Origin of the sequence: Avibacterium gallinarum (assembly GCF_002921135.1) — a bacterium.
Classification (GTDB): Bacteria; Pseudomonadota; Gammaproteobacteria; order Enterobacterales; family Pasteurellaceae; genus Avibacterium; species Avibacterium gallinarum.
In genome coordinates, this window is the sequence record NZ_PQVJ01000031.1 from 15,673 (window position 1) to 35,070 (window position 19,398).

The 19,398-nt window shown below is 39.8% G+C and carries 14 protein-coding genes, 6 tRNA genes and 1 pseudogene; 5 read left to right on the top strand and 16 right to left on the bottom strand.

What is annotated here, in order from left to right; translation table 11 throughout:
• Positions 1 to 92: 92 nt before the first annotated feature.
• From C3007_RS09275 to C3007_RS09285, 3 genes are all read right to left on the bottom strand, one after another.
• Positions 93 to 168: transfer RNA gene (locus C3007_RS09275), tRNA-Val, on the bottom strand.
• A 68-nt stretch (positions 169 to 236) separates the two neighbouring features.
• A tRNA-Val gene (locus C3007_RS09280) sits at positions 237 to 312 on the bottom strand.
• A 39-nt stretch (positions 313 to 351) separates the two neighbouring features.
• Positions 352 to 427: transfer RNA gene (locus C3007_RS09285), tRNA-Val, on the bottom strand.
• A gap of 176 nt (positions 428 to 603) precedes the next feature.
• Here C3007_RS09285 and gltX point away from each other — a divergent pair.
• A pseudogene (gene gltX / locus C3007_RS09290) lies at positions 604 to 2,045 on the top strand (glutamate--tRNA ligase).
• A gap of 94 nt (positions 2,046 to 2,139) precedes the next feature.
• Positions 2,140 to 2,215 (top strand) — tRNA-Ala (locus C3007_RS09295).
• Positions 2,216 to 3,720: 1,505 nt separating this feature from the next.
• Here the strand turns inward: C3007_RS09295 and C3007_RS09305 are convergent.
• The 6 genes from C3007_RS09305 to C3007_RS09330 all read right to left on the bottom strand — a co-directional run bounded on the left by C3007_RS09305 (position 3,721) and on the right by C3007_RS09330 (position 10,767).
• Entirely contained in the window at positions 3,721 to 3,936 is a 216-nt protein-coding gene (locus C3007_RS09305; protein ID WP_103854184.1) for a hypothetical protein, read from the bottom strand.
• Positions 3,937 to 4,482, bottom strand: a complete 546-nt coding sequence (locus C3007_RS09310) for a T6SS effector amidase Tae4 family protein (protein ID WP_103854185.1) — start codon at positions 4,480 to 4,482, stop codon at positions 3,937 to 3,939.
• 2 nt (positions 4,483 to 4,484) lie between these two features.
• Entirely contained in the window at positions 4,485 to 6,689 is a 2,205-nt protein-coding gene (locus C3007_RS09315; protein WP_103854186.1) for a type VI secretion system Vgr family protein, read from the bottom strand.
• A gap of 314 nt (positions 6,690 to 7,003) precedes the next feature.
• Positions 7,004 to 8,041 carry an ABC transporter ATP-binding protein gene (locus tag C3007_RS09320; RefSeq protein WP_103854187.1) on the bottom strand — a complete coding sequence of 346 codons (1,038 nt, stop codon included), beginning with the start codon at positions 8,039 to 8,041 and terminating at the stop codon, positions 7,004 to 7,006.
• A gap of 2 nt (positions 8,042 to 8,043) precedes the next feature.
• Entirely contained in the window at positions 8,044 to 9,699 is a 1,656-nt protein-coding gene (locus C3007_RS09325; protein WP_103854188.1) for an ABC transporter permease, read from the bottom strand.
• 57 nt (positions 9,700 to 9,756) lie between these two features.
• Positions 9,757 to 10,767 carry a Fe(3+) ABC transporter substrate-binding protein gene (locus tag C3007_RS09330; protein ID WP_103854189.1) on the bottom strand — a complete coding sequence of 337 codons (1,011 nt, stop codon included), beginning with the start codon at positions 10,765 to 10,767 and terminating at the stop codon, positions 9,757 to 9,759.
• A 345-nt stretch (positions 10,768 to 11,112) separates the two neighbouring features.
• Between C3007_RS09330 and C3007_RS09335 the strand changes: the two genes are divergently transcribed.
• Both C3007_RS09335 and groL read left to right on the top strand, forming a co-directional pair.
• Positions 11,113 to 11,403, top strand: coding sequence for a co-chaperone GroES (locus C3007_RS09335; protein ID WP_017806817.1), 291 nt, complete (start codon positions 11,113 to 11,115; stop codon positions 11,401 to 11,403).
• Positions 11,404 to 11,481: 78 nt separating this feature from the next.
• Positions 11,482 to 13,125 (top strand): chaperonin GroEL, encoded by a 1,644-nt coding sequence (groL, locus tag C3007_RS09340; RefSeq protein WP_103854190.1) that lies wholly within the window; start codon positions 11,482 to 11,484, stop codon positions 13,123 to 13,125.
• A 263-nt stretch (positions 13,126 to 13,388) separates the two neighbouring features.
• Here the strand turns inward: groL and C3007_RS09345 are convergent.
• Positions 13,389 to 13,465 (bottom strand) — tRNA-Arg (locus tag C3007_RS09345).
• Positions 13,466 to 13,494: 29 nt separating this feature from the next.
• Positions 13,495 to 13,571: transfer RNA gene (locus tag C3007_RS09350), tRNA-Pro, on the bottom strand.
• Between the two features lie 164 nt (positions 13,572 to 13,735).
• Between C3007_RS09350 and folD the strand changes: the two genes are divergently transcribed.
• A complete protein-coding gene (gene folD, locus C3007_RS09355) occupies positions 13,736 to 14,596 on the top strand; it encodes a bifunctional methylenetetrahydrofolate dehydrogenase/methenyltetrahydrofolate cyclohydrolase FolD (protein ID WP_103854191.1) in 861 nt (286 codons plus the stop codon).
• Positions 14,597 to 14,663: 67 nt separating this feature from the next.
• On the opposite strand, the gene C3007_RS11735 is transcribed toward folD, so the two are convergent.
• The 5 genes from C3007_RS11735 to leuB form a co-directional block, all read right to left on the bottom strand.
• Positions 14,664 to 15,335, bottom strand: coding sequence for an O-antigen ligase family protein (locus C3007_RS11735; RefSeq protein WP_243397687.1), 672 nt, complete (start codon positions 15,333 to 15,335; stop codon positions 14,664 to 14,666).
• A 46-nt stretch (positions 15,336 to 15,381) separates the two neighbouring features.
• Positions 15,382 to 15,903 carry a hypothetical protein gene (locus C3007_RS11740; protein WP_243397688.1) on the bottom strand — a complete coding sequence of 174 codons (522 nt, stop codon included), beginning with the start codon at positions 15,901 to 15,903 and terminating at the stop codon, positions 15,382 to 15,384.
• Between the two features lie 103 nt (positions 15,904 to 16,006).
• Positions 16,007 to 16,609: a 3-isopropylmalate dehydratase small subunit gene (gene leuD / locus C3007_RS09365; RefSeq protein WP_103854192.1), complete on the bottom strand. Its 603-nt coding sequence runs from the start codon at positions 16,607 to 16,609 to the stop codon at positions 16,007 to 16,009.
• Positions 16,610 to 16,618: 9 nt separating this feature from the next.
• Positions 16,619 to 18,028 carry a 3-isopropylmalate dehydratase large subunit gene (gene leuC / locus C3007_RS09370; RefSeq protein ID WP_103854193.1) on the bottom strand — a complete coding sequence of 470 codons (1,410 nt, stop codon included), beginning with the start codon at positions 18,026 to 18,028 and terminating at the stop codon, positions 16,619 to 16,621.
• A 285-nt stretch (positions 18,029 to 18,313) separates the two neighbouring features.
• Positions 18,314 to 19,390 carry a 3-isopropylmalate dehydrogenase gene (gene leuB, locus C3007_RS09375; RefSeq protein ID WP_103854194.1) on the bottom strand — a complete coding sequence of 359 codons (1,077 nt, stop codon included), beginning with the start codon at positions 19,388 to 19,390 and terminating at the stop codon, positions 18,314 to 18,316.
• Positions 19,391 to 19,398 lie beyond the last annotated feature (8 nt).

A 19,398-nucleotide genomic window follows, 5' to 3' on the forward strand; every position in this document is an offset into this window, starting at 1 on the left:
ATTAAATTGAAAGAGATTTTTGTTGTTGAATAAGAAATATAACAAAAACCAGTAAAGTTTTTAGATGTAATAGAGTTATAAAAGAAAAAGAGTGGTGGGCGATACCGGTCTCGAACCAGTGACCCCCTCCTTGTAAGGGAGGTGCTCTCCCAACTGAGCTAATCGCCCGACAGAATGCTATTTCTAGCTATCGGATTTAACTTTGTGAAAAGTTAAACTGGGAACTTAAACTGGCGTGGTGGGCGATACCGGTCTCGAACCAGTGACCCCCTCCTTGTAAGGGAGGTGCTCTCCCAACTGAGCTAATCGCCCACGTTAGTTTAAGCATTACAACACAAGTCCTTAAAAAAGTGGTGGGCGATACCGGTCTCGAACCAGTGACCCCCTCCTTGTAAGGGAGGTGCTCTCCCAACTGAGCTAATCGCCCTTGTGTTGTGGGTTGGCATTATAAGTGTTCTCAAAACACAGTCAATAAGTTTTTGCATATTTTTGTTTAAGTGTTGTAAAAATAAACATAAACTTGCTTTTTTTATCGTGAATTAGATGAACTCATAGTACAATACCGCCGATTTAATTTTACTGTAAACAAAGGTTATAAATAAAATGAAAGCAGAACCGCTATTTAATTTAGATCCGTCCGTGAAAGTTCGTACTCGCTTTGCGCCTAGCCCAACTGGCTATTTGCACGTTGGCGGTGCGAGAACCGCATTATATTCTTGGCTATTTGCAAAACATAACCAAGGTGAATTTGTATTACGCATTGAAGATACTGATTTAGAACGTTCTACGCCAGAAGCCACGCAAGCGATTTTAGAAGGAATGGAATGGCTTAACTTAGCTTGGGATCACGGCCCTTATTACCAAACGAAGCGCTTTGATCGTTATAATCAAGTGATTGATCAAATGCTTGAACAGGGCTTGGCTTATCGTTGTTATTGTTCCAAAGAGCGTTTAGAAAATTTACGCAACGAGCAAGAAAAAATAAAGAAAAACCACGTTATGATGGCTATTGCTTACATCACGCGCCAGAGAATCCAGATGCTCCTCACGTTGTGCGTTTCAAAAACCCACAAGAAGGTTCCGTAGTATTTGATGATGCCGTGCGTGGACGCATTGAGATCAGCAACAGTGAGCTTGATGATTTAATTATCCGCCGTACTGATGGTTCACCAACATATAACTTCTGCGTAGTGATTGACGACTGGGATATGGGCATTACACACGTTGTACGCGGTGAAGATCATATCAATAATACTCCTCGTCAAATTAATATTTTGAAAGCGTTAAATGCGCCAATTCCGACTTATGCACACGTTTCAATGATCCTAGGTGATGACGGACAGAAATTGTCTAAACGCCACGGTGCAGTGAGCGTAATGCAATATCGCGATGATGGCTTTCTTCCTGAAGCGTTGCTCAACTATTTAGTACGCTTAGGCTGGGGACACGGCGACCAAGAGATTTTCTCCGTAGAAGAAATGATCAAGTTGTTTGAATTAACTCAGGTAAGCAAATCTGCGAGCGCATTTAACACAGAAAAATTGTTATGGTTAAATCATCATTATATTCGCGAATTACCACCTGAATATGTGGCTAAACACCTTGCCTGGCATTATCAACATCAAGGCATTGATACCAGCAATGGGCCAGCATTAAGTGAGATTGTTGTAATGCTCGGTGAGCGCTGTAAGACGTTAAAAGAAATGGCAACTGCAAGCCGTTACTTCTTTGAGGATTTTGATCATTTTGACGAAAGTGCGGTGAAAAAACACTTTAAATCTGGGGCGGCTGAAGCACTTGAAAAAGTCAAAGAAAAATTGACCGCTCTTTCTCAATGGACGGCTGAGCCAATTCACCAAGCTATTGAACAAACAGCGGAAGAACTCGGTGTAGGAATGGGCAAAGTGGGAATGCCATTGCGTGTTGCCGTAACAGGCGCAGGGCAATCTCCGTCTATGGACGTTACTCTAGTTGGCATCGGACGTGATCGCTCCCTCGCCCGCATTCAAAAAGCCATTGATTTTATCAAGGCACAAAACGCCTAATGCAAAGCGTTTAATATTTAATCTAGCGAATGAATGCAGTGAATTTAATATTGACAGCATTCATTCTGCTAATTATTATAAGCAACACATTTACGGGGATATAGCTCAGTTGGGAGAGCGCTTGAATGGCATTCAAGAGGTCGTCGGTTCGATCCCGATTATCTCCACCAGATTTTAAAGCCTTGAAAGAAATTTCAAGGCTTTTACTTTTTATAGCCTACATAACATTCCAATTTTTAACGCATTATTTTTCAGCAAAGATTACCCCACTTTCTTTCTCATAATACTTGAACCCTCACATCTAGGGGTAAATTTTCGGATAATTTAGAGGCGTCATTTAATTCAATGCCAAGTTCTTTGTAGTTTATAGTTAAGCATAGTTTTAAGGCATAATCTCTAAAGTCTAAAAATACCTCTTTTTCTTTAGCAAAGCAGGATACGCTTAAAAAACAAAAATAATAGAATAAGTCTCATTTTAACTCCTTTCTATAATATTACTCCTTTAGGAATCTGAGAATAGACATTTCTGAATGTATGTTGTTTATATAGTTTCAATTTTTTATTTTAATATAAGTCTTCGATATAAATAACAAAACAGAGATAAAAAATAATAAAAAATATTCAAGATATATCGAAATAACCTCTCTTTCTATGTTCGATTTAAATGAGTTAGTGGTATTTATGAAAGCCCATCCGCCAATTAATAGAGAGAGCATGATTAAAGATAAGAAAATAAAATATTTTCTTCTTTTTGAAAAAAAACTCAAAAGAAAGTGAATTGACAGAAGATGATTGCAAGAATAAAAAAGAAAATATCCTCTTGTAAAGGATATGATCCATAGTTTCATCAACGAATATACTATATTTTATATTTAGGTTAATATCGATTATTATTAATACAAAAAGAATGGTAAGGATTGTAAATAGTATGTATTTCATATTTCATCTCTTTTTAGTTGAAATAGGACTTTATTTGTGATGTGAAGTCACTAATGTTAATTGAGGATATTTTTCTAGTCTCCATAAAGTTTCCTAATTCTAATGGTGCAATGATTCCTTCTATTTTGTATCTATATTCTATATTATCGGAAGAGTCTTTTAATTCAATGTTAAATATGTTTTTGCCAGCATGCTTTAATGAGTCATTAGTAACTTTTGTGCAGTTTCTATAAAACAAATTATATTTGTTTATAACCTTTCCATATTTTTTACATATCTCTTTTTTGTTGAAATTATTAGGTGGTTCATTACTATTATCATAAGTCCTCAAAGAAAGTTATGTTTTTATCTAATGAGACATCATTGATTTTATATATTTTATAACTTTTACTTTTGTGTCATTACCGGTGGTGATTTGGGTGGTTCTGCCTTGGTCAATTTCAATATGTAATTTCCTATTTCAATTATTATAGTCGCGCTTTTAAAACTTAAAATTATTTTAAGTCAGATAAATTATATTTATATATAAAATCCTTATACAACTTCTTTAGTTTTTTATTGTCAGTAAATAGATCCTTACAGATAAATGTTGGAGAGCTATATTCCAACTTAAAATATTCATCCTTTAATTTATATTTTTTAATAGTGTTGTTAATGTTTTCATTGTAGTATTTATTTAAAATTATTTTTATATCACTCCACTTATAGTAATAGTCAAACTTAGAGTTTAAACCATTTAATGTTTGAGAATGTTTTTTAAAAAAGTAATGGTTATTTTTTTATAAAAACCTTGTGAATATAAAACATTATCTAGGCAGACGCTATTTCCTAAGTCTAAAAACTGGCCATATAATTCGCCATCTGAGGCATAATCTTTTTTTATATTTTCTAAATTTCCTGACGCAGATAAACTACTGAGTAGTGAAAATATTATTACATTTAATTTCTTCATTTATTTTAACTCCCAGAAATATATTTCTTTTGCTTCTAAAAAATAATTATGTCCTCCAATTGCATTATTTTTATGCCATAGAGTAACATGTCCACTAGCCCATTTAGGGTCTTTAGCTATCATGCCATAAATACCTTTACGGTTTCCAATTGCATTTTGTATTTCTTGCAAGGATTCTGGATATCTTATAAAAACCTCCGGAGAACCAAACTGCTTTTTTAACCATTCGATCATTTTTGCCGCACTGACAATCACACCTTTACCTGCAAATTTTCCTTTTATAATTGGGTAGTTCCTAGGTGGTTTCATTCCTCCATTTAATAAAGCGAGGGATAATCTTGTAGCACAGGCATTTATAAAGATATTTCTGTCATAATTCTCCCCCATTATTGATATAAATACTAATTCAGCATATTCATCATTTTCATTTGTTATTGAAGTGGGATCTTCTCGTTTAGGATATCCCTCATATACCTTATCCCAAGGCGGTCTTCTCACCTTTATAGAGCGCTTTCTGTTTCCTGCCCGAGCAGTAATTGTTGCCATAATTATTCCTTATTAAAACTTAGATTTCTTTTTTCAAAAACATTTCTTATGACTGCTTCGCTATTATTGCCAATAATACCGCTTACAATCACATTTTCTTTTCCATTTTCTGTTTCATATTCAATTATGGCTTCGACTTTATCGCCCGCTCTGCCATTCTCTTTGACTATATGTAAATTTAAGTCCGTATAATGACGAGAAAGATCCTCTAACTTAATTAACTCCTCGCCATAAGACCAATATAATTGAATAATTTCTCCATCTGGTTTTGGCTCTCCAGTATTATCCGGCACTTGCAACTCCTTCTCCTGCATTCCAATATGCACGCCATCCAACCAAATGCCTTCTTCATTCATCAAAATCGTGTTTTTACCAAAACGAAGGAGAATCTTTTCATTGTCCATCGTCAGGCTGGTTTGTTTGCCCACTTCAAGCTCAATGCGGTCGTGTGCCGCGTTGAAAATCTCTTTCGCTTGGATAGCTTTAAGTAAGCTGATGGTTTCAAGATTATTTCCCGTTAAGACGGTTTTGATGTCATTACCGGTGGTGATTTGGGTGGTTCTGCCTTGGTCAATTTGAGTACGTTGGCTACCGTTAACTGTTAAAGTGCGGTGGTTTTTGATGTGATTTTTTTGGTCATGTTCAACCAGTGTGGTCATATCCCGCTGGGCATGCATTTCAAATAATTCTCGGTTCGCGGCATCCTCAAAGAGAATGCTGTTGTAACCCTCTCCTTTGTAGGTTTTCGATTTAATGTGCATTTGGGTATAGGTGGCAGGCAGATTACCCGGAGGGATTTGTAGCTCATTATACACGCGTCCAATAATCAGCGGTTGGTCAGGGTCGCCTTCTAAAAAACTCACCACCACTTCTTGCCCAACACGTGGAATAGTGAGCATTCCCCAGTTTTGCCCTGCCCAAGGTTGAGCAACACGCACCCAGCAAGAACTTCTGGAATCGTTGAATTCCCCTTTATCCCAATGAAATTTCACTTTCACTCGGCCTTGGTAATCCGTGAAGATTTCTTCCCCTTTGGGGCCAGTGACTACCGCAGTTTGTGTGCCACAGATTTGTGGTTTTTGAGGGAAATTACTACGGAAAGTTTTCTCCGGAGAAAGACATTCAAAACGATTAGTGATAAAGGTGGTGTTTTCACGTTGGCTAAAATGGCTTTCCTCTTCTAAGGCTTGCGGTTGTTCGCCATGATGTTGAATGTAAGTTAATTGCCAAGGCTGATTGAAGTCAGCACGAGGATGGCGATGAATGTGTAAGAGTTGGCCTATTCTTAAAGCTGGGTGATTGCTTTCTCCCTCGCCTGTATGAGCATCACGGCGTAAACTGTCGAGACGATATTGGGCAAAACGTTCGCCACTGTCATTTTTATAGCGACCAGGGTAGTCGTAGTAAGGGTAGTCTCCTTGGAATTGAATCTCTTCTTGTGTGCCTTGTAAGCCATATTCCGCATTCCAGTTTGGTTTTTTGAAGGTGTAATCTTTTAATAACACTTCAGAAGGACGGATTTGTTCGGTCCATTGGAAGGTGCGGAGATGAGGGGCTCGGCGTAATACGGTAGGATTGGCATTATAGTCAAGGGAGAGGGTATCTTCCTTGGATAAACGATGGGCATCATCGTAAATAAAGAGCCGGTCAATTTGATTATGTTCATCTTCTGTACAAAAGAAAAACAAGCCTTCTTCACCGATAATCCGTTGGAAAAATTCATAATCGGTTTCGCGGTATTGCACACAATATTCCCGTCTTGTACGGTAGGCGATATCAATGGTGTGAAAAAGCACATCGGAATCGCTTAGCAGGGTTTTTAAGATAGCTTCAATACTGGTATGTTGGAAAATGCGCGAGCGTCTTTTTTGGGTTGATCGCCAGAGATGAGGGGAGAGGGTAAAGTGATAAAAGGTATAGCGTTCACCGGTTTTACCGAGTTTGATTTGTGTGACGATACCGGAGATATTACGTTGTCGCTCACCATCTTGCCAGATAGAAAGAGTTGCGGCGCAGTCGAGTAGTGAACCAAATGGAAGCTGGTTATGTTGTGTTGCCGCGACAATGGAGAGTTTAAAGAGGGAATTATAGCCTTCTTCGAAATCGAATTTGACAACACGGAAGGTGTCAGGTGGCAGTTGTGCCACTTCAAGGGTGAAGTGGAGGCCTTTGGAAACAGAAAAATCGGGGAATTTTAGGGTGTTCATTGTTTATCCCTTATTAAATATTCGCTTTTTATTGATGATAATATAAGCTAACTTGAATAAAGTCACAATTGGAATATTGTATGATAATCAACCTATATATGGATTAATACAAAATTTCAATATTCAGTAAGATTGCTGCTATATATGCTTACAACAATTTTTTTATTACCTTGCCCCTTTTCGCAAAGGTATGAAGGTATGATAGATAAAAAATCGCCTCTCTCGAATAAGAGTAAATAATTTGTAAGGGAATTTTTCCGCCTCAAAAGGCTTATGTATTATGAAGGATACATTTATGGCATTTTTATCGACAATTATCCCTCTAGCATTTCGCTAAATAACAACGGTGTAACGCCATTTTTTAAGTCAATTTGCACCGCACTATGTAAGGGAAATTCGTGTTGGCTAATCACATTCAAAGACTGTCCTGCCACTTCCACTTGATATTTATAATAAGCACCTAGAAAACGCTGTTGGCGAATAATGCCGTTGGCTTGTGTTGGGGTATCTGCCACGCGTAATTGTAGTTGTTCTGGGCGGATTGCGAGATAGTTCGGTGTTTGTTGTGATTGAGGGGGGGAACACAAATGCACGCCAAGTAGCGATTGGCAATGCTGATCATCAATAGGGTGGCAAGGCAGATAATTCATTTCTCCCAAAAAGTTGGCGACAAAAGGGCTGTTTGGCTGTTGGTAAACCGTGCTTGGCGTGCCGATTTGGCAGATTTTCCCTTGGTTCATTACCGCTAATTTATCCGCAAAGAGAAAGGCTTCTTCTTTGCTATGGGTAACAAAAATAGCGGGAATATGCTGTTGTTTTAGAATATGGCGAATTTCTTCGATCATTTGATGGCGAACTTGGCTGTCAATGTTAGAAAAAGGCTCATCAAGCAATAATAATTTGGGCTGACAAGCTAGCACGCGGGCAATGGCAACGCGCTGTTGCTGACCACCTGAAAGCTCGTGGGGATAGCGTTTTTCCAACCCTTGTAAATGCACAAGTGCGGTCATTTTTTGTAAGGTTTTTGTTTGCTCGCTTTTATTTATTTGATGCAAACCAAATAAAATATTTTCTGCCACGGTTAAATGGGGGAAAAGGGCATAATCTTGAAAGATCAGCCCTATTTCTCGCTCATTCGCCTCAAGATGTTGAATTTCTTTGTCTTGCAAACGAATATTACCTGCACTCAGTGGGATTAATCCTGCAACGGCTTTGAGCAAGGTGGTTTTTCCGCAGCCACTTGCGCCGAGCAAACACACAATATCATCATTTTCTATGGATAAATTAAGATCTTGCAAAATGGGCTGATTGTTATAGCAGCAGGTTAAATGGGTAATATCTAAAGTATTCATTATTAAGCTTTTTTCCCTGATTGCAGTAAAGATCGAGTTAAAATCAACACGGGAATAATCCCCACTAAAATAAGCACTAAGGCGGGTAAGGCGGCGCGTTCAAGCTGTTCATCTGAAGTAAAGGTGAAAACGTGGGTAGCAAGCGTATCAAAATTAAACGGGCGCAACAATAAAGACGCATTGAGTTCTTTCATACTTTCAATAAAAACCAGCAATAATGCGGTGAAAATGCCTTTGCGCATTAGGGGTAAGTGGATTTTGCGCCAAATTCCCCAAGATTTATAGCCTAACATTCTGCCTGCCATATCTAAAGACGGCGGAATTTGACTCAAGCTGGTTTCTAAGCTGCCCAAAGCCATTGCCGAAAAGCGGATCACATAAGCGGACACCAAGGCGAAAATTGAGCCTGAAAACACCAAGCCAAGCATTGGCCAATCAAGCCATTTTAACAAGCGGTTAAGTTGATGATCGGCAAAAGTAAAAGGAATTAACAAGCCGATTGCCAAAACTGTTCCGGGAATAGCGTAACCTAGCGCAGAAAAGCGCACGGCTATTTTTGCCAAAGGCGTTGGGCGTAACCTTGCCCAAAAGTGCATTAATAAGGCTAAGCATACGCAGATGATCATTGCTAGCCCAGAAACTAGCAAGCTGTTTTGGCTATATTGCCAGAAATCCGCTGTCCACGCTTGTTCAAAATAGATAATTGACCAATAACTCAGCTGAAAGAGCGGGATAAAAAACGCAAGAATAATTAACAGGGTACTGAATAACAATAATCCCCAGCCTAGTCCATTGAGCCGTTGGGTTTGTGCAGGACGCTGTCCTGAACGTTGATAATAGCGCTGCTGGCGGCGTGCATAACGCTCAATGCTGATAAATAGCACTAACAATCCGAGCATAAACAAAGAAATCTGCGCCGCGGCTTGCAAATCGCCAAAGCCGAGCCAAGTGTCGTAAATCGCCGTAGTGAGTGAAGGAATGGCAAAAAACGCCACCGTGCCAAAATCACCCAAGGTTTCCATTGCCACCAAAGCACAACCCACCGCAATAGCTGGGCGTATGAGAGCAAAGGTAATTTTGTAAAACACACGCCAACGGCTTGCGCCCAATAGTTTGGCACTTTGCTGCAAATTATCGCCTTGCTCCATCAACGCCATTCTGACTAATAAGAAAATATAAGGATACAACGACAGCGACAAAATAAAGCAAGCGCCGCCTAGGCTGCGAATGGAAGGAAACCAATAATCTTGCTTGCTTTGCCAATCAAACCAAGTGCGTAAACTTTGTTGCACGATGCCAGGATAGTCTAAAAAATCCGTGTAAAGATAGGCAGATAAATACGCAGGAATGGCAAGGGGCAGGCAAAGCAACCATTGCAACAGCGTTTTGCCAACAAAATGATAGCGCGACACCAAAAATGCGCAGGGCAAGGCAAAGCATAAACTGAGCGCAGTTGTGCCGAATACCAAGCTTAGAGAATTGAATAAATAGTCGGTAAACACCGTTTGCCATAAATGTTGCAAACTGTGCAATGAGCCTTCAAACGCCGAAAGCAACAAGGCGATAATCGGCAGCAAGAAGAACCCCAATACCGCCAACAATGCGATAAGTGCGGTGCTTTTTGCCAAAAAATTTTTATGTTTTGCGGAATTATCCATAATCAAAATAAAACTAGCCTATCCCTGATGGGTATAGGCTAGCATAGATTGGATCTATTACAGATCAAATTTTACTTCATCGATTAATTTCAACGCATTTTCATAGTTTTCTGCGATTTTTTCTAATGGCAGATTATCTTGTTTAAATTCACCCCAAGATTGCACCAATTTAGATTTTTGTACAGACGGTTTTACTGGATATTCGTGGTTCAATTCAGCATAAAGATGCTGTGCTTGGTCGCCACTTAAAAATTCCACTAATTTCACCGCATTGTCTTTATTTGGTGCATATTTTGCCACTACCACACCGCTGATATTCATATGTGTACCCACGGTTTCTTGGTTTGGATAGTTGATATAAGCCGCTTCCGCCCAGCTTTTTTGTTTTTCATCTTCCAGCATTTTGCCGTAATAATAGCTATTGCCTAATGAATAATCACACACGCCTTCTTTAATCGCTTTCACTTGATCACGGTCGCCACCCTGTGGTTTTTGTGCCAAGTTCGCTTTTAATCCTGTTAAGAAATCTTTGGCTTTTTCTACGCCATCGTGAGCAATCATTGAAGCAATTAACGAAACATTGTAAGAATGTTTGCCTGAACGCACACAAACTTTGCCTTTTAATTCAGGTTTAGCTAAATCGTAGTAAGTGAAGCTTGCTGGCAATTTACCCACGCGATCTTTCGATGAATACACCACGCGCGCGCGGCTAGTCAGCGCAAACCATTTGCCTTGGCTATCACGGAATTGCGCAGGAATATTACTTTCCAATACGGAAGATTGGATCGACTGCGCCAACCCTGCATTAACAATTTCCATCACACGGCTAATGTCCACGGTTAATAGCACATCTGCCGGGCTAAGCTCACCTTCACGTTTTACCCGCTCAACTAAGCCTTTATCGGCAAAAATAAAATTCACTTTCACGCCTGTTTCTTGCTCAAATTGTTTCAAGATAGGTTCGATCAAATAAGGTTGGCGATAAGAATAGACATTCACTTCGTTGGCGGCGAAAGCAGGTGCTGCAAATGTGGTTAATAAGGCCAAAGCAGATAATGTTTTTTTCATTGCACGTTCTCCGTGGTTAAAGTTGAGTGATTGGTTAAAATTTGAGCGTTTTTTTTGCACCGCACTTTGCGTAGAAAATGGAATATTTCCTGTTGAATTCAGTGAAAAACGCCTTTTACGTTTAGCTGAAACTTTTTAGCCAAGCTTTGTTTTAGCTAGCCTTGATTTTACCGAAAAAAACTCACCAAGTAAATAAAAATTATTCTCATCTTTATCTCTAAAGTGCGGGGCTTTTTTACCTATTTTTGCAAAAAATTTTTTGTTATTCTCTTGAAAGGAAAAAATCCTACCCCATATTGAAGATACTTTTTTGTTTTAAAACCTCAACTTAAGAAGGAAATTACAATGAATATTCGTCCATTACACGATCGTGTGATCATCAAACGTGAAGAAGTGGAAACCCTTTCTGCTGGCGGAATTGTTTTAACTGGTTCTGCGGCGACTAAATCAACCCGTGCAAAAGTGCTTGCCGTGGGTAAAGGGCGCATTTTAGAAAATGGTACTGTATTGCCTTTAGATGTAAAAGTTGGCGACACCATTATCTTCAATGATGGCTACGGCGTGAAAGCGGAAAAAATTGATGGCGAAGAAGTGTTAATCATTTCTGAAAGCGATATTTTAGCTATCGTAGAATAATCCCAAATCAATCATCAAAAAGTGCGGTTATTTTTCACCGCACTTTTAGCAAAACACATTATTAAGAAGGAATAAAAAATGGCAGCAAAAGACGTTAAATTTGGCAATGATGCTCGCGTAAAAATGCTTAACGGTGTAAACATTCTTGCAGACGCAGTGAAAGTCACCCTTGGCCCGAAAGGTCGTAATGTAATTTTAGACAAAGCCTTTGGCGCACCAACGATCACAAAAGACGGCGTATCCGTTGCGCGTGAAATCGAATTAGAAGATAAATTCGAAAATATGGGTGCACAAATGGTGAAAGAAGTGGCCTCTAAAGCCAATGACGCCGCTGGGGACGGTACAACAACGGCAACCGTATTAGCCCAAGCTATCGTAAACGAAGGCTTAAAAGCGGTGGCTGCGGGAATGAACCCGATGGATTTAAAACGCGGTATTGATAAAGCCGTGAGTGCTGTGGTGGCAGAATTAAAAGCCCTTTCTAAACCGTGCGAAAGCTCAAAAGAAATTGAGCAAGTGGGAACAATCTCAGCAAACTCAGACAATGTAGTGGGTAAACTTATTGCTGAGGCAATGGAAAAAGTGGGCAAAGAAGGCGTGATCACCGTAGAAGACGGCACAGGTTTAGAAGATGAATTAGCAGTGGTTGAAGGTATGCAATTCGATCGCGGTTACCTTTCACCTTATTTCATCAACAAACCAGAATCTGCAACCGTAGAATTTGACAATCCGTTCATTCTTTTAGTGGACAAAAAAATCTCTAACATTCGTGAATTATTGCCTGTGTTAGAAGCCGTTGCGAAAGCAGGTAAACCATTGTTAATCATCGCGGAAGATGTGGAAGGCGAAGCCCTTGCGACCCTTGTAGTAAACACAATGCGTGGTATCGTGAAAGTGGCTGCGGTAAAAGCCCCAGGCTTTGGTGATCGCCGTAAAGCAATGTTACAAGATATTGCGATTTTAACTGCGGGTACAGTGATTTCTGAAGAAATCGGAATGGAGCTAGAAAAAGCGACATTAGAAGATTTAGGCCAAGCAAAACGCGTGGTTATCAACAAAGACAACACCACAATTATTGATGGCGTGGGCGAAGAAGCGCAAATCAAAGGCCGTGTAGCACAAATTCGTCAGCAAATTGAAGAAAGCACTTCAGATTACGACAAAGAAAAATTACAAGAACGCGTGGCTAAGTTAGCTGGCGGTGTGGCTGTAATTAAAGTGGGTGCGGCAACTGAAGTTGAAATGAAAGAGAAAAAAGATCGCGTTGAAGATGCCTTACACGCAACTCGTGCAGCTGTGGAAGAAGGTATCGTCGCCGGTGGTGGTGTTGCCTTAATCCGTGCGGCAACCAAAGTGGCAGCCAGCTTAAAAGGTGACAACGAAGAGCAAAACGTGGGTATCAAACTTGCCTTGCGTGCAATGGAAGCGCCATTACGCCAAATCGTTACCAACGCAGGGGAAGAAGCCTCTGTGGTAGCAAGTGCGGTGAAATCGGGTGAAGGAAACTTCGGTTACAACGCAGGTTCTGAGCAATATGGCGATATGCTTGAAATGGGTATCTTAGATCCAACTAAAGTAACCCGTTCAGCCCTTCAATTCGCTGCTTCTATCGCAGGATTAATGATTACCACTGAAGCGATGGTAACCGAAATTCCAAAAGAAGATAAAGCAGACCTAGGCGCTGGTATGGGCGGTATGGGTGGAATGGGCGGTATGATGTAATTCGTCCCGAAGCCTCATTTTTTAAAGTGCGGTGGAAATTTTTCTGATTTTTAGATTTCTATTGCACAACTCCCCGTAGTTTTAGCTACGGGGATTTTTTTATCATTGGAATAATACGTTAGAGAAAAATCATCAGTATAAAAGAAGAACAAGTTAGAAAATGAGTTACGATTGCTTGTTTTGTCAAAAAGTACGGATATTTTTTAGAAAAATAAATATAAAACAAGAATAAACAAAAGTTTGTTAAGAAGAAATAATTATAATGGCACGCCCTATTGGATTCGAACCAATGACCTACGGCTTAGAAGGCCGTTGCTCTATCCAGCTGAGCTAAGGGCGCATTTCAAATGGATATAGATAAAAAAGAAGTGGTCGGCGAGATAGGATTTGAACCTACGACCCACTGGTCCCAAACCAGTTGCGCTACCAAGCTGCGCTACTCGCCGACAGATGTGTAGCATTATAAGTAGCTTTCATTATCAGTCAATGAATTTTTTCTATTTTTTATTTAATCGCTCAAAATTATCTCAATTAGGCTTACATTGGAATGTTTTTTTTGAGAAAATAGCAAACGTTTACTTTCTCAGTATTTCATTTTAAGGAAAACGTAATGACGGCACAAATCATCTCTGGCACAGCTCTCTCTAAAGAAATCAAATCAGAAATTGCTGAAAAAATTCAACAATATACCCAACAAGGCAAACGTGCGCCGGGGTTAGCGGTGATTTTAGTCGGCACTGTTCCTGCCTCGCAAGTTTATGTTGCCAGCAAACGTAAAAGCTGCGAAGAAATAGGAATGTTTTCTAAGTCTTATGACTTGCCTGAAAGTACAACCGAACAAGAATTGCTTGCTTTAATCGATGAGCTAAATGCAGATCCACTAATTGATGGTATTTTAGTTCAGCTGCCTTTACCTGCTCATATTAATAGCACTTCTGTTATTGAACGTATTTCACCGAACAAAGATGTAGATGGCTTCCACCCATATAATGTGGGGCGTTTATGCCAGCGTATTCCTACACTGCGTGCTTGTACTCCCTATGGTGTCATTAAACTATTAGAAACTACAGGCATTGATTTTTATGGTCAGCACGCCGTGATTGTGGGAGCGTCCAACATCGTAGGGCGTCCAATGGCGTTAGAATTATTACTTGCGGGCTGCACTGTTACGGTAACGCATCGTTTCACAAAAGATTTAGAACACCACGTTAAACAAGCGGATATTTTAGTGGTTGCCGTAGGAAAACCACAATTTATACCCGGCGAATGGATTAAAGAAGGCGCAGTGGTGATTGATGTAGGAATTAACCGTGTGGACGGCAAACTTTCTGGTGATGTGGAATTTGACAAAGCAAAAGAAAGAGCTGGTTACATCACCCCAGTACCAGGCGGCGTTGGCCCAATGACCGTTGCGATGTTAATGTTTAATACGTTGTATGCTTATGAAAAGTATTTAGCCGATAATAAATAAAAAATACCAGAAAAAAGCACCGTACTTTTAAAATAATGCCCTTATGATAGGACATTATTTTTATGTCTTAACTTTTATTCTTTACCACTTTAATGGCAGCATAAAAAATTACAATCAAAAAGAAATAGAAAATATTTCCTGAGTTATGGCTAAAGAAACTTTGTGAAAAATTATAAAACATTGTAGATGTAACGTGAATGATCCCCAAACTAGAAAGGCATAATAACTCTGGATTATCTGTTTTTAAGTTGCTAATAAAAAATCGTAAAGGAACAATAAAAACAAATAATAAGGCTATAAGTCCAATTAATCCTTTTTTTACTGTGTCATCAATAAATTGATTATGATTATGCACGAAACTTGCTGCATACTCACTAATAATGCCTTCTTTTGCAAGCTCTTGCTTTTTATCATAAATACCTTGTTTTCCCCAACCTAAAATAGGTTTTTCTTGAATAGCAAAAGAAGCTTTCCACATATCGAAACGTGCACCAACAGAAGTAGACGTGTTTTCGCTACTGACATATTGTGTAATATCTGCTTTAGCGGCATTGATGCGATCAATAATGCCCCCCGTGTTGGTGAGAGAAACAATAATAACAAATGTTGAAATTGTAGAAAATAGGATAGGAAAGAAATATTTAGGCAGTTTTTTGCGATAAATATATAAGGTGAAAACCAATATAAATGGTACACCAATCCAGCCACCACGAGCGGTAGATAAAATGCTTCCTAACATTCCCATTAAGGCACAGAATAATACGAGTAGAGCAAATTTCTTATTTTTATTTGTCCAAATAATATAAGCTAATACAAATTGAAAATACACCTAAACTCATAGCCATATCACCGCCTTGAATATGCATAACATTGCTGTATGCTTGTTCATACCCAAGATAAAAACGCTGAATAAGTGCAATAATTCCAGCTAATAAGGCAGAGAAAGGGATAACTTTTATTAAAATATGAAAGCTAAGTTTGTAATTAACTAATAATGGAATGATTGGTAAGAATAGTAAAATGCGACTAGGATTATCTAATTCGTTTAATTTTCCGTGATGGAATAATACAGAAAATACAAGTGTTGCAAAGTAGAAAAAATAACTGAACGCTAATGTATTTTGTTCGTTATTAAATTTAAAGATATTTTTTCTTTCTTTATTTATTATAAAAAGAATCAGTGCTGCTAAAATAAGTAAAGCGGGTGCAATGTTATAACTACGCTTAAAAAGAAAGATGGATAAAAAATAAATTGAAACAGCAGTATTTACAAATAGATAACCAAAAGAATAATTTTTATTAAGCATAAATCATACCAAAATGAGAAATTGGGTGCTAAGTATGCGTTAAAACGATCAAAATTACTAGTATTTAGATAAAAATTAGGCTGACGTTGTGTCAGCCTTAAGTTTATCTCAAAAACGCAGGAATATTTTTCTCGTATTCTGCAATGGCGTTTTCGTGTTGGAGGGTGAGTCCGATGTTGTCTAAGCCGTTTAATAGGCAGTGGCGGCGGAATTCGTCTAGCTCAAAGGGATAGACTTTTTCGCCTACGGTGACGGTCATTTTTTCTAAGTTCACATCAATGGTCGCCCCTTGATTTGCCCACACCCATTGGAAGATTTCTTCGATTTCTTCTTCACTTAAACGGATGGGTAACATATGGTTGTTTAAGCTGTTGTTATAGAAAATATCCGCGAAACTTGGTGCAATCATCACTTTGAAACCATAATCTGCCAATGCCCAAGGAGCGTGTTCGCGAGATGAGCCGCAGCCTAAATTTTTACGTGCGAGCAAAATACTTGCCCCTTGATATTGTGGGAAGTTGAGGACAAATTCAGGATTGGGTTGCTTGCCCTCTGCATCAAGATAACGCCATTCGTGGAATAAATGTTTGCCAAAGCCAACACGTGTGATGGCTTGTAAAAATTGTTTTGGAATAATGGCATCGGTATCCACATTTGCCACATCTAATGGCATAACAATGCCTGAATGTTGTTTAAAGCCTGCCATAATTTCTCCTTAATATAATTCCACTTGGCGAATATCAACAAATTTACCAAACACCGCAGCTGCTGCAGCCATTGCTGGGCTAACAAGATGCGTGCGGCCATTACGCCCTTGGCGACCTTCAAAGTTACGGTTGCTGGTGGAGGCACAACGTTCCCATTCGCCTAATTGGTCATCATTCATTCCTAAACACATTGAACAACCGGGGTTACGCCATTCAGCACCGGCTTCGATAAAGATTTTATCTAAGCCCTCTTTTTCGGCCTGTTCTTTCACAAGACCTGATCCCGGAACGACCAATACGCGTTTTACGTTATCGGCAACTTTACGCCCTTTCATCACCGCGGCGGCAGCGCGTAAGTCTTCAATACGCGAGTTAGTGCAAGAGCCGATAAAGACTTGATCAACAGGGATTTGAGTTAAATCTGCATTCGGTTCTAACCCAATATAAGCTAAGGCTTTTTCGGCAGAAGCGCGTACCACAGGATCATTCATTTCAGCGGGATTTGGCACGGTTTGATCAATGCCGATCACTTGCCCCGGGTTTGTTCCCCAAGTTACCTGCGGTGAAATATCTTTTGCATCTAATACGATCACCGTGTCAAATTCTGCGCCCTCATCGGTTTTCAAGGTTTTCCAATAAGCCACCGCATCGTCCCAATCTTTGCCTTTCGGTGCATAAGGACGGTCTTTCAAGTATTCAAAAGTCGTTTCGTCTGGCGCGATTAATCCTGCTTTTGCACCAAGTTCAATGGCCATATTGCAGACGGTCATTCTTCCTTCCATAGAAAGATCACGAATGGCTTCACCGCAAAATTCTACAACGTGTCCTGTGCCACCTGCCATTGTGGTTTTGCCGATAATAGCAAGCACTATGTCTTTTGCCGTAATCCCTGGGGCAACTTTGCCACGCACTTCAATTTTCATATTTTTAGCACGGCTTTGTTTTAAGGTTTGGGTAGCAAGAACGTGTTCCACTTCTGATGTACCAATCCCAAACGCTAATGCGCCAAATGCGCCGTGCGTGGCAGTGTGGGAATCCCCACATACGATAGTCATTCCCGGTAAGGTTAAACCTTGCTCTGGCCCCATAACGTGAACGATACCTTGTTGTTTGGTGTTCATATCGAACAATTCAATCCCTGTATTGGCACAGTTTTTGGCAAGTTCTAGCACTTGGATTTTGGCTTGTCCTTCTAATTTATTTACATCACGCACTTGTGTTGAAATGCTGTGATCCATTGTACCGAAAGTTTTACCCACTTGACGCACTTGGCGATTGGCAACACACAATCCGTCAAAGGCTTGCGGGCTGGTTACTTCGTGAATTAAGTGGCGATTGATGTATAAAATCGGCGTTTCGCCTTCTGATTCGTAAACGATGTGAGCATCGAATAATTTGTCGTATAGGGTTTTTTTCATATTTATTACTCGTTTTGTGAACCTACTTTTTTGCTTGTGCAAAAAAGTAGGCAAAAAAGCACACCCTGCTGTTTTGCTTTTCCTCGCTTAGAATGAATTTTCTTAACGGAAAATTTAGAACTCGGCACTTTGTGCCTCAGACAAACTAAATTTTCCTAAAAATTCATTCACACTCGGGCAAAACAGAAGGGAACCCGAAGGTGCGCCATTCTTATTTTGGTTAAATTAAAAGAGAGTGAGTATCTCATTTTCTCCTCTTTGATAAAGAGGTGGCTAGGGGGAGATTTAAATCGCTTTTGCGATAAGATCCCCCATTTCCTTAGTCGAAACAGGTTTGTTTTCATCAGCTAAATCTGCAGTGCGATAACCATTTTCAAGCACTTTTTGCACCGCACTTTCAATTTCACGGGCAGCCTCGTTGAGGTTGAAGCTATAACGCAACATCATTGCGGCGGAAAGAATTTGTGCAATTGGGTTGGCGATGCCTTTGCCAGCGATGTCAGGGGCTGAGCCGCCTGCGGGTTCGTATAAACCGAAACCTTGTTCGTTTAGACTGGCGGAAGGAAGCATTCCCATTGATCCTGTGATCATTGCACATTCATCAGAAATAATGTCGCCGAAAATATTTGAGCAGAGCAACACATCAAAAAACTCAGGCTGTTTGATTAATTGCATTGTGGCGTTATCAATATAGATATGATCCAATCTCACTTCAGGATAGCTTTTTGCTACTTCTTCCACCACATCACGCCATAGGGTAGAGCTGATCAACACGTTGGCTTTATCCACCGAAGTAACGTGTTTAGTGCGTTTCATTGCGGTTTCAAAGGCCACTTTGGCGATACGCTCGATTTCATAGCGGTGATAGATTTCCGTATCATAGGCTTTTTCGTTTTTTCCTTCGCCCTCACGGCCTTTAGGCTGACCGAAATAGATCCCACCGGTTAATTCACGCACCGTTACCATATCAAAGCCTTTCGCTGCAATATCTGCACGCAATGGGCAGAATTTTTCTAATCCTTTGTATAGGGTTGCAGGGCGTAAGTTACAAAATAGAGCAAAGTGTTTACGCAACGGTAATAACGCGCCACGTTCAGGTTGTTGATTTGGTGGTAAGTTTTCCCATTTAGGTCCACCCACTGAACCAAATAAAATTGCATCGCTTTCTTCGCAGCCTTTTAAGGTTTCTGCTGGCAATGGCGTGCCGTGTTTATCAATGGCGATACCGCCCACATCAAAATGGCGAAAGTTAAGCTGAAAACCGTATTTTTTCTGTACAGCACCAAGCACTTTAATGGCTTCAGCCATAATTTCTGGGCCAATGCCATCGCCACTTAATACGGCGACATTATAATTTTTCATCACATCAC

Bases quoted from the DNA above. Each gene is read 5' to 3' on its own strand.
- leuD (WP_103854192.1), bottom strand. From the start codon at position 16,609: ATGGCAGGCTTTAAACAACATTCAGGCATTGTTATGCCATTAGATGTG.
- leuB (WP_103854194.1), bottom strand. From the start codon at position 19,390: ATGAAAAATTATAATGTCGCCGTATTAAGTGGCGATGGCATTGGCCCA.
- C3007_RS11735 (WP_243397687.1), bottom strand. From the start codon at position 15,335: ATGTTAGGAAGCATTTTATCTACCGCTCGTGGTGGCTGGATTGGTGTA.
- C3007_RS09310 (WP_103854185.1), bottom strand. From the start codon at position 4,482: ATGGCAACAATTACTGCTCGGGCAGGAAACAGAAAGCGCTCTATAAAG.
- C3007_RS09335 (WP_017806817.1), top strand. From the start codon at position 11,113: ATGAATATTCGTCCATTACACGATCGTGTGATCATCAAACGTGAAGAA.
- groL (WP_103854190.1), top strand. From the start codon at position 11,482: ATGGCAGCAAAAGACGTTAAATTTGGCAATGATGCTCGCGTAAAAATG.
- C3007_RS09305 (WP_103854184.1), bottom strand. From the start codon at position 3,936: ATGAAGAAATTAAATGTAATAATATTTTCACTACTCAGTAGTTTATCT.
- folD (WP_103854191.1), top strand. From the start codon at position 13,736: ATGACGGCACAAATCATCTCTGGCACAGCTCTCTCTAAAGAAATCAAA.
- C3007_RS09330 (WP_103854189.1), bottom strand. From the start codon at position 10,767: ATGAAAAAAACATTATCTGCTTTGGCCTTATTAACCACATTTGCAGCA.
- C3007_RS09315 (WP_103854186.1), bottom strand. From the start codon at position 6,689: ATGAACACCCTAAAATTCCCCGATTTTTCTGTTTCCAAAGGCCTCCAC.
- C3007_RS11740 (WP_243397688.1), bottom strand. From the start codon at position 15,903: ATGCTTAATAAAAATTATTCTTTTGGTTATCTATTTGTAAATACTGCT.
- C3007_RS09320 (WP_103854187.1), bottom strand. From the start codon at position 8,041: ATGAATACTTTAGATATTACCCATTTAACCTGCTGCTATAACAATCAG.
- C3007_RS09325 (WP_103854188.1), bottom strand. From the start codon at position 9,699: ATGGATAATTCCGCAAAACATAAAAATTTTTTGGCAAAAAGCACCGCA.
- leuC (WP_103854193.1), bottom strand. From the start codon at position 18,028: ATGAAAAAAACCCTATACGACAAATTATTCGATGCTCACATCGTTTAC.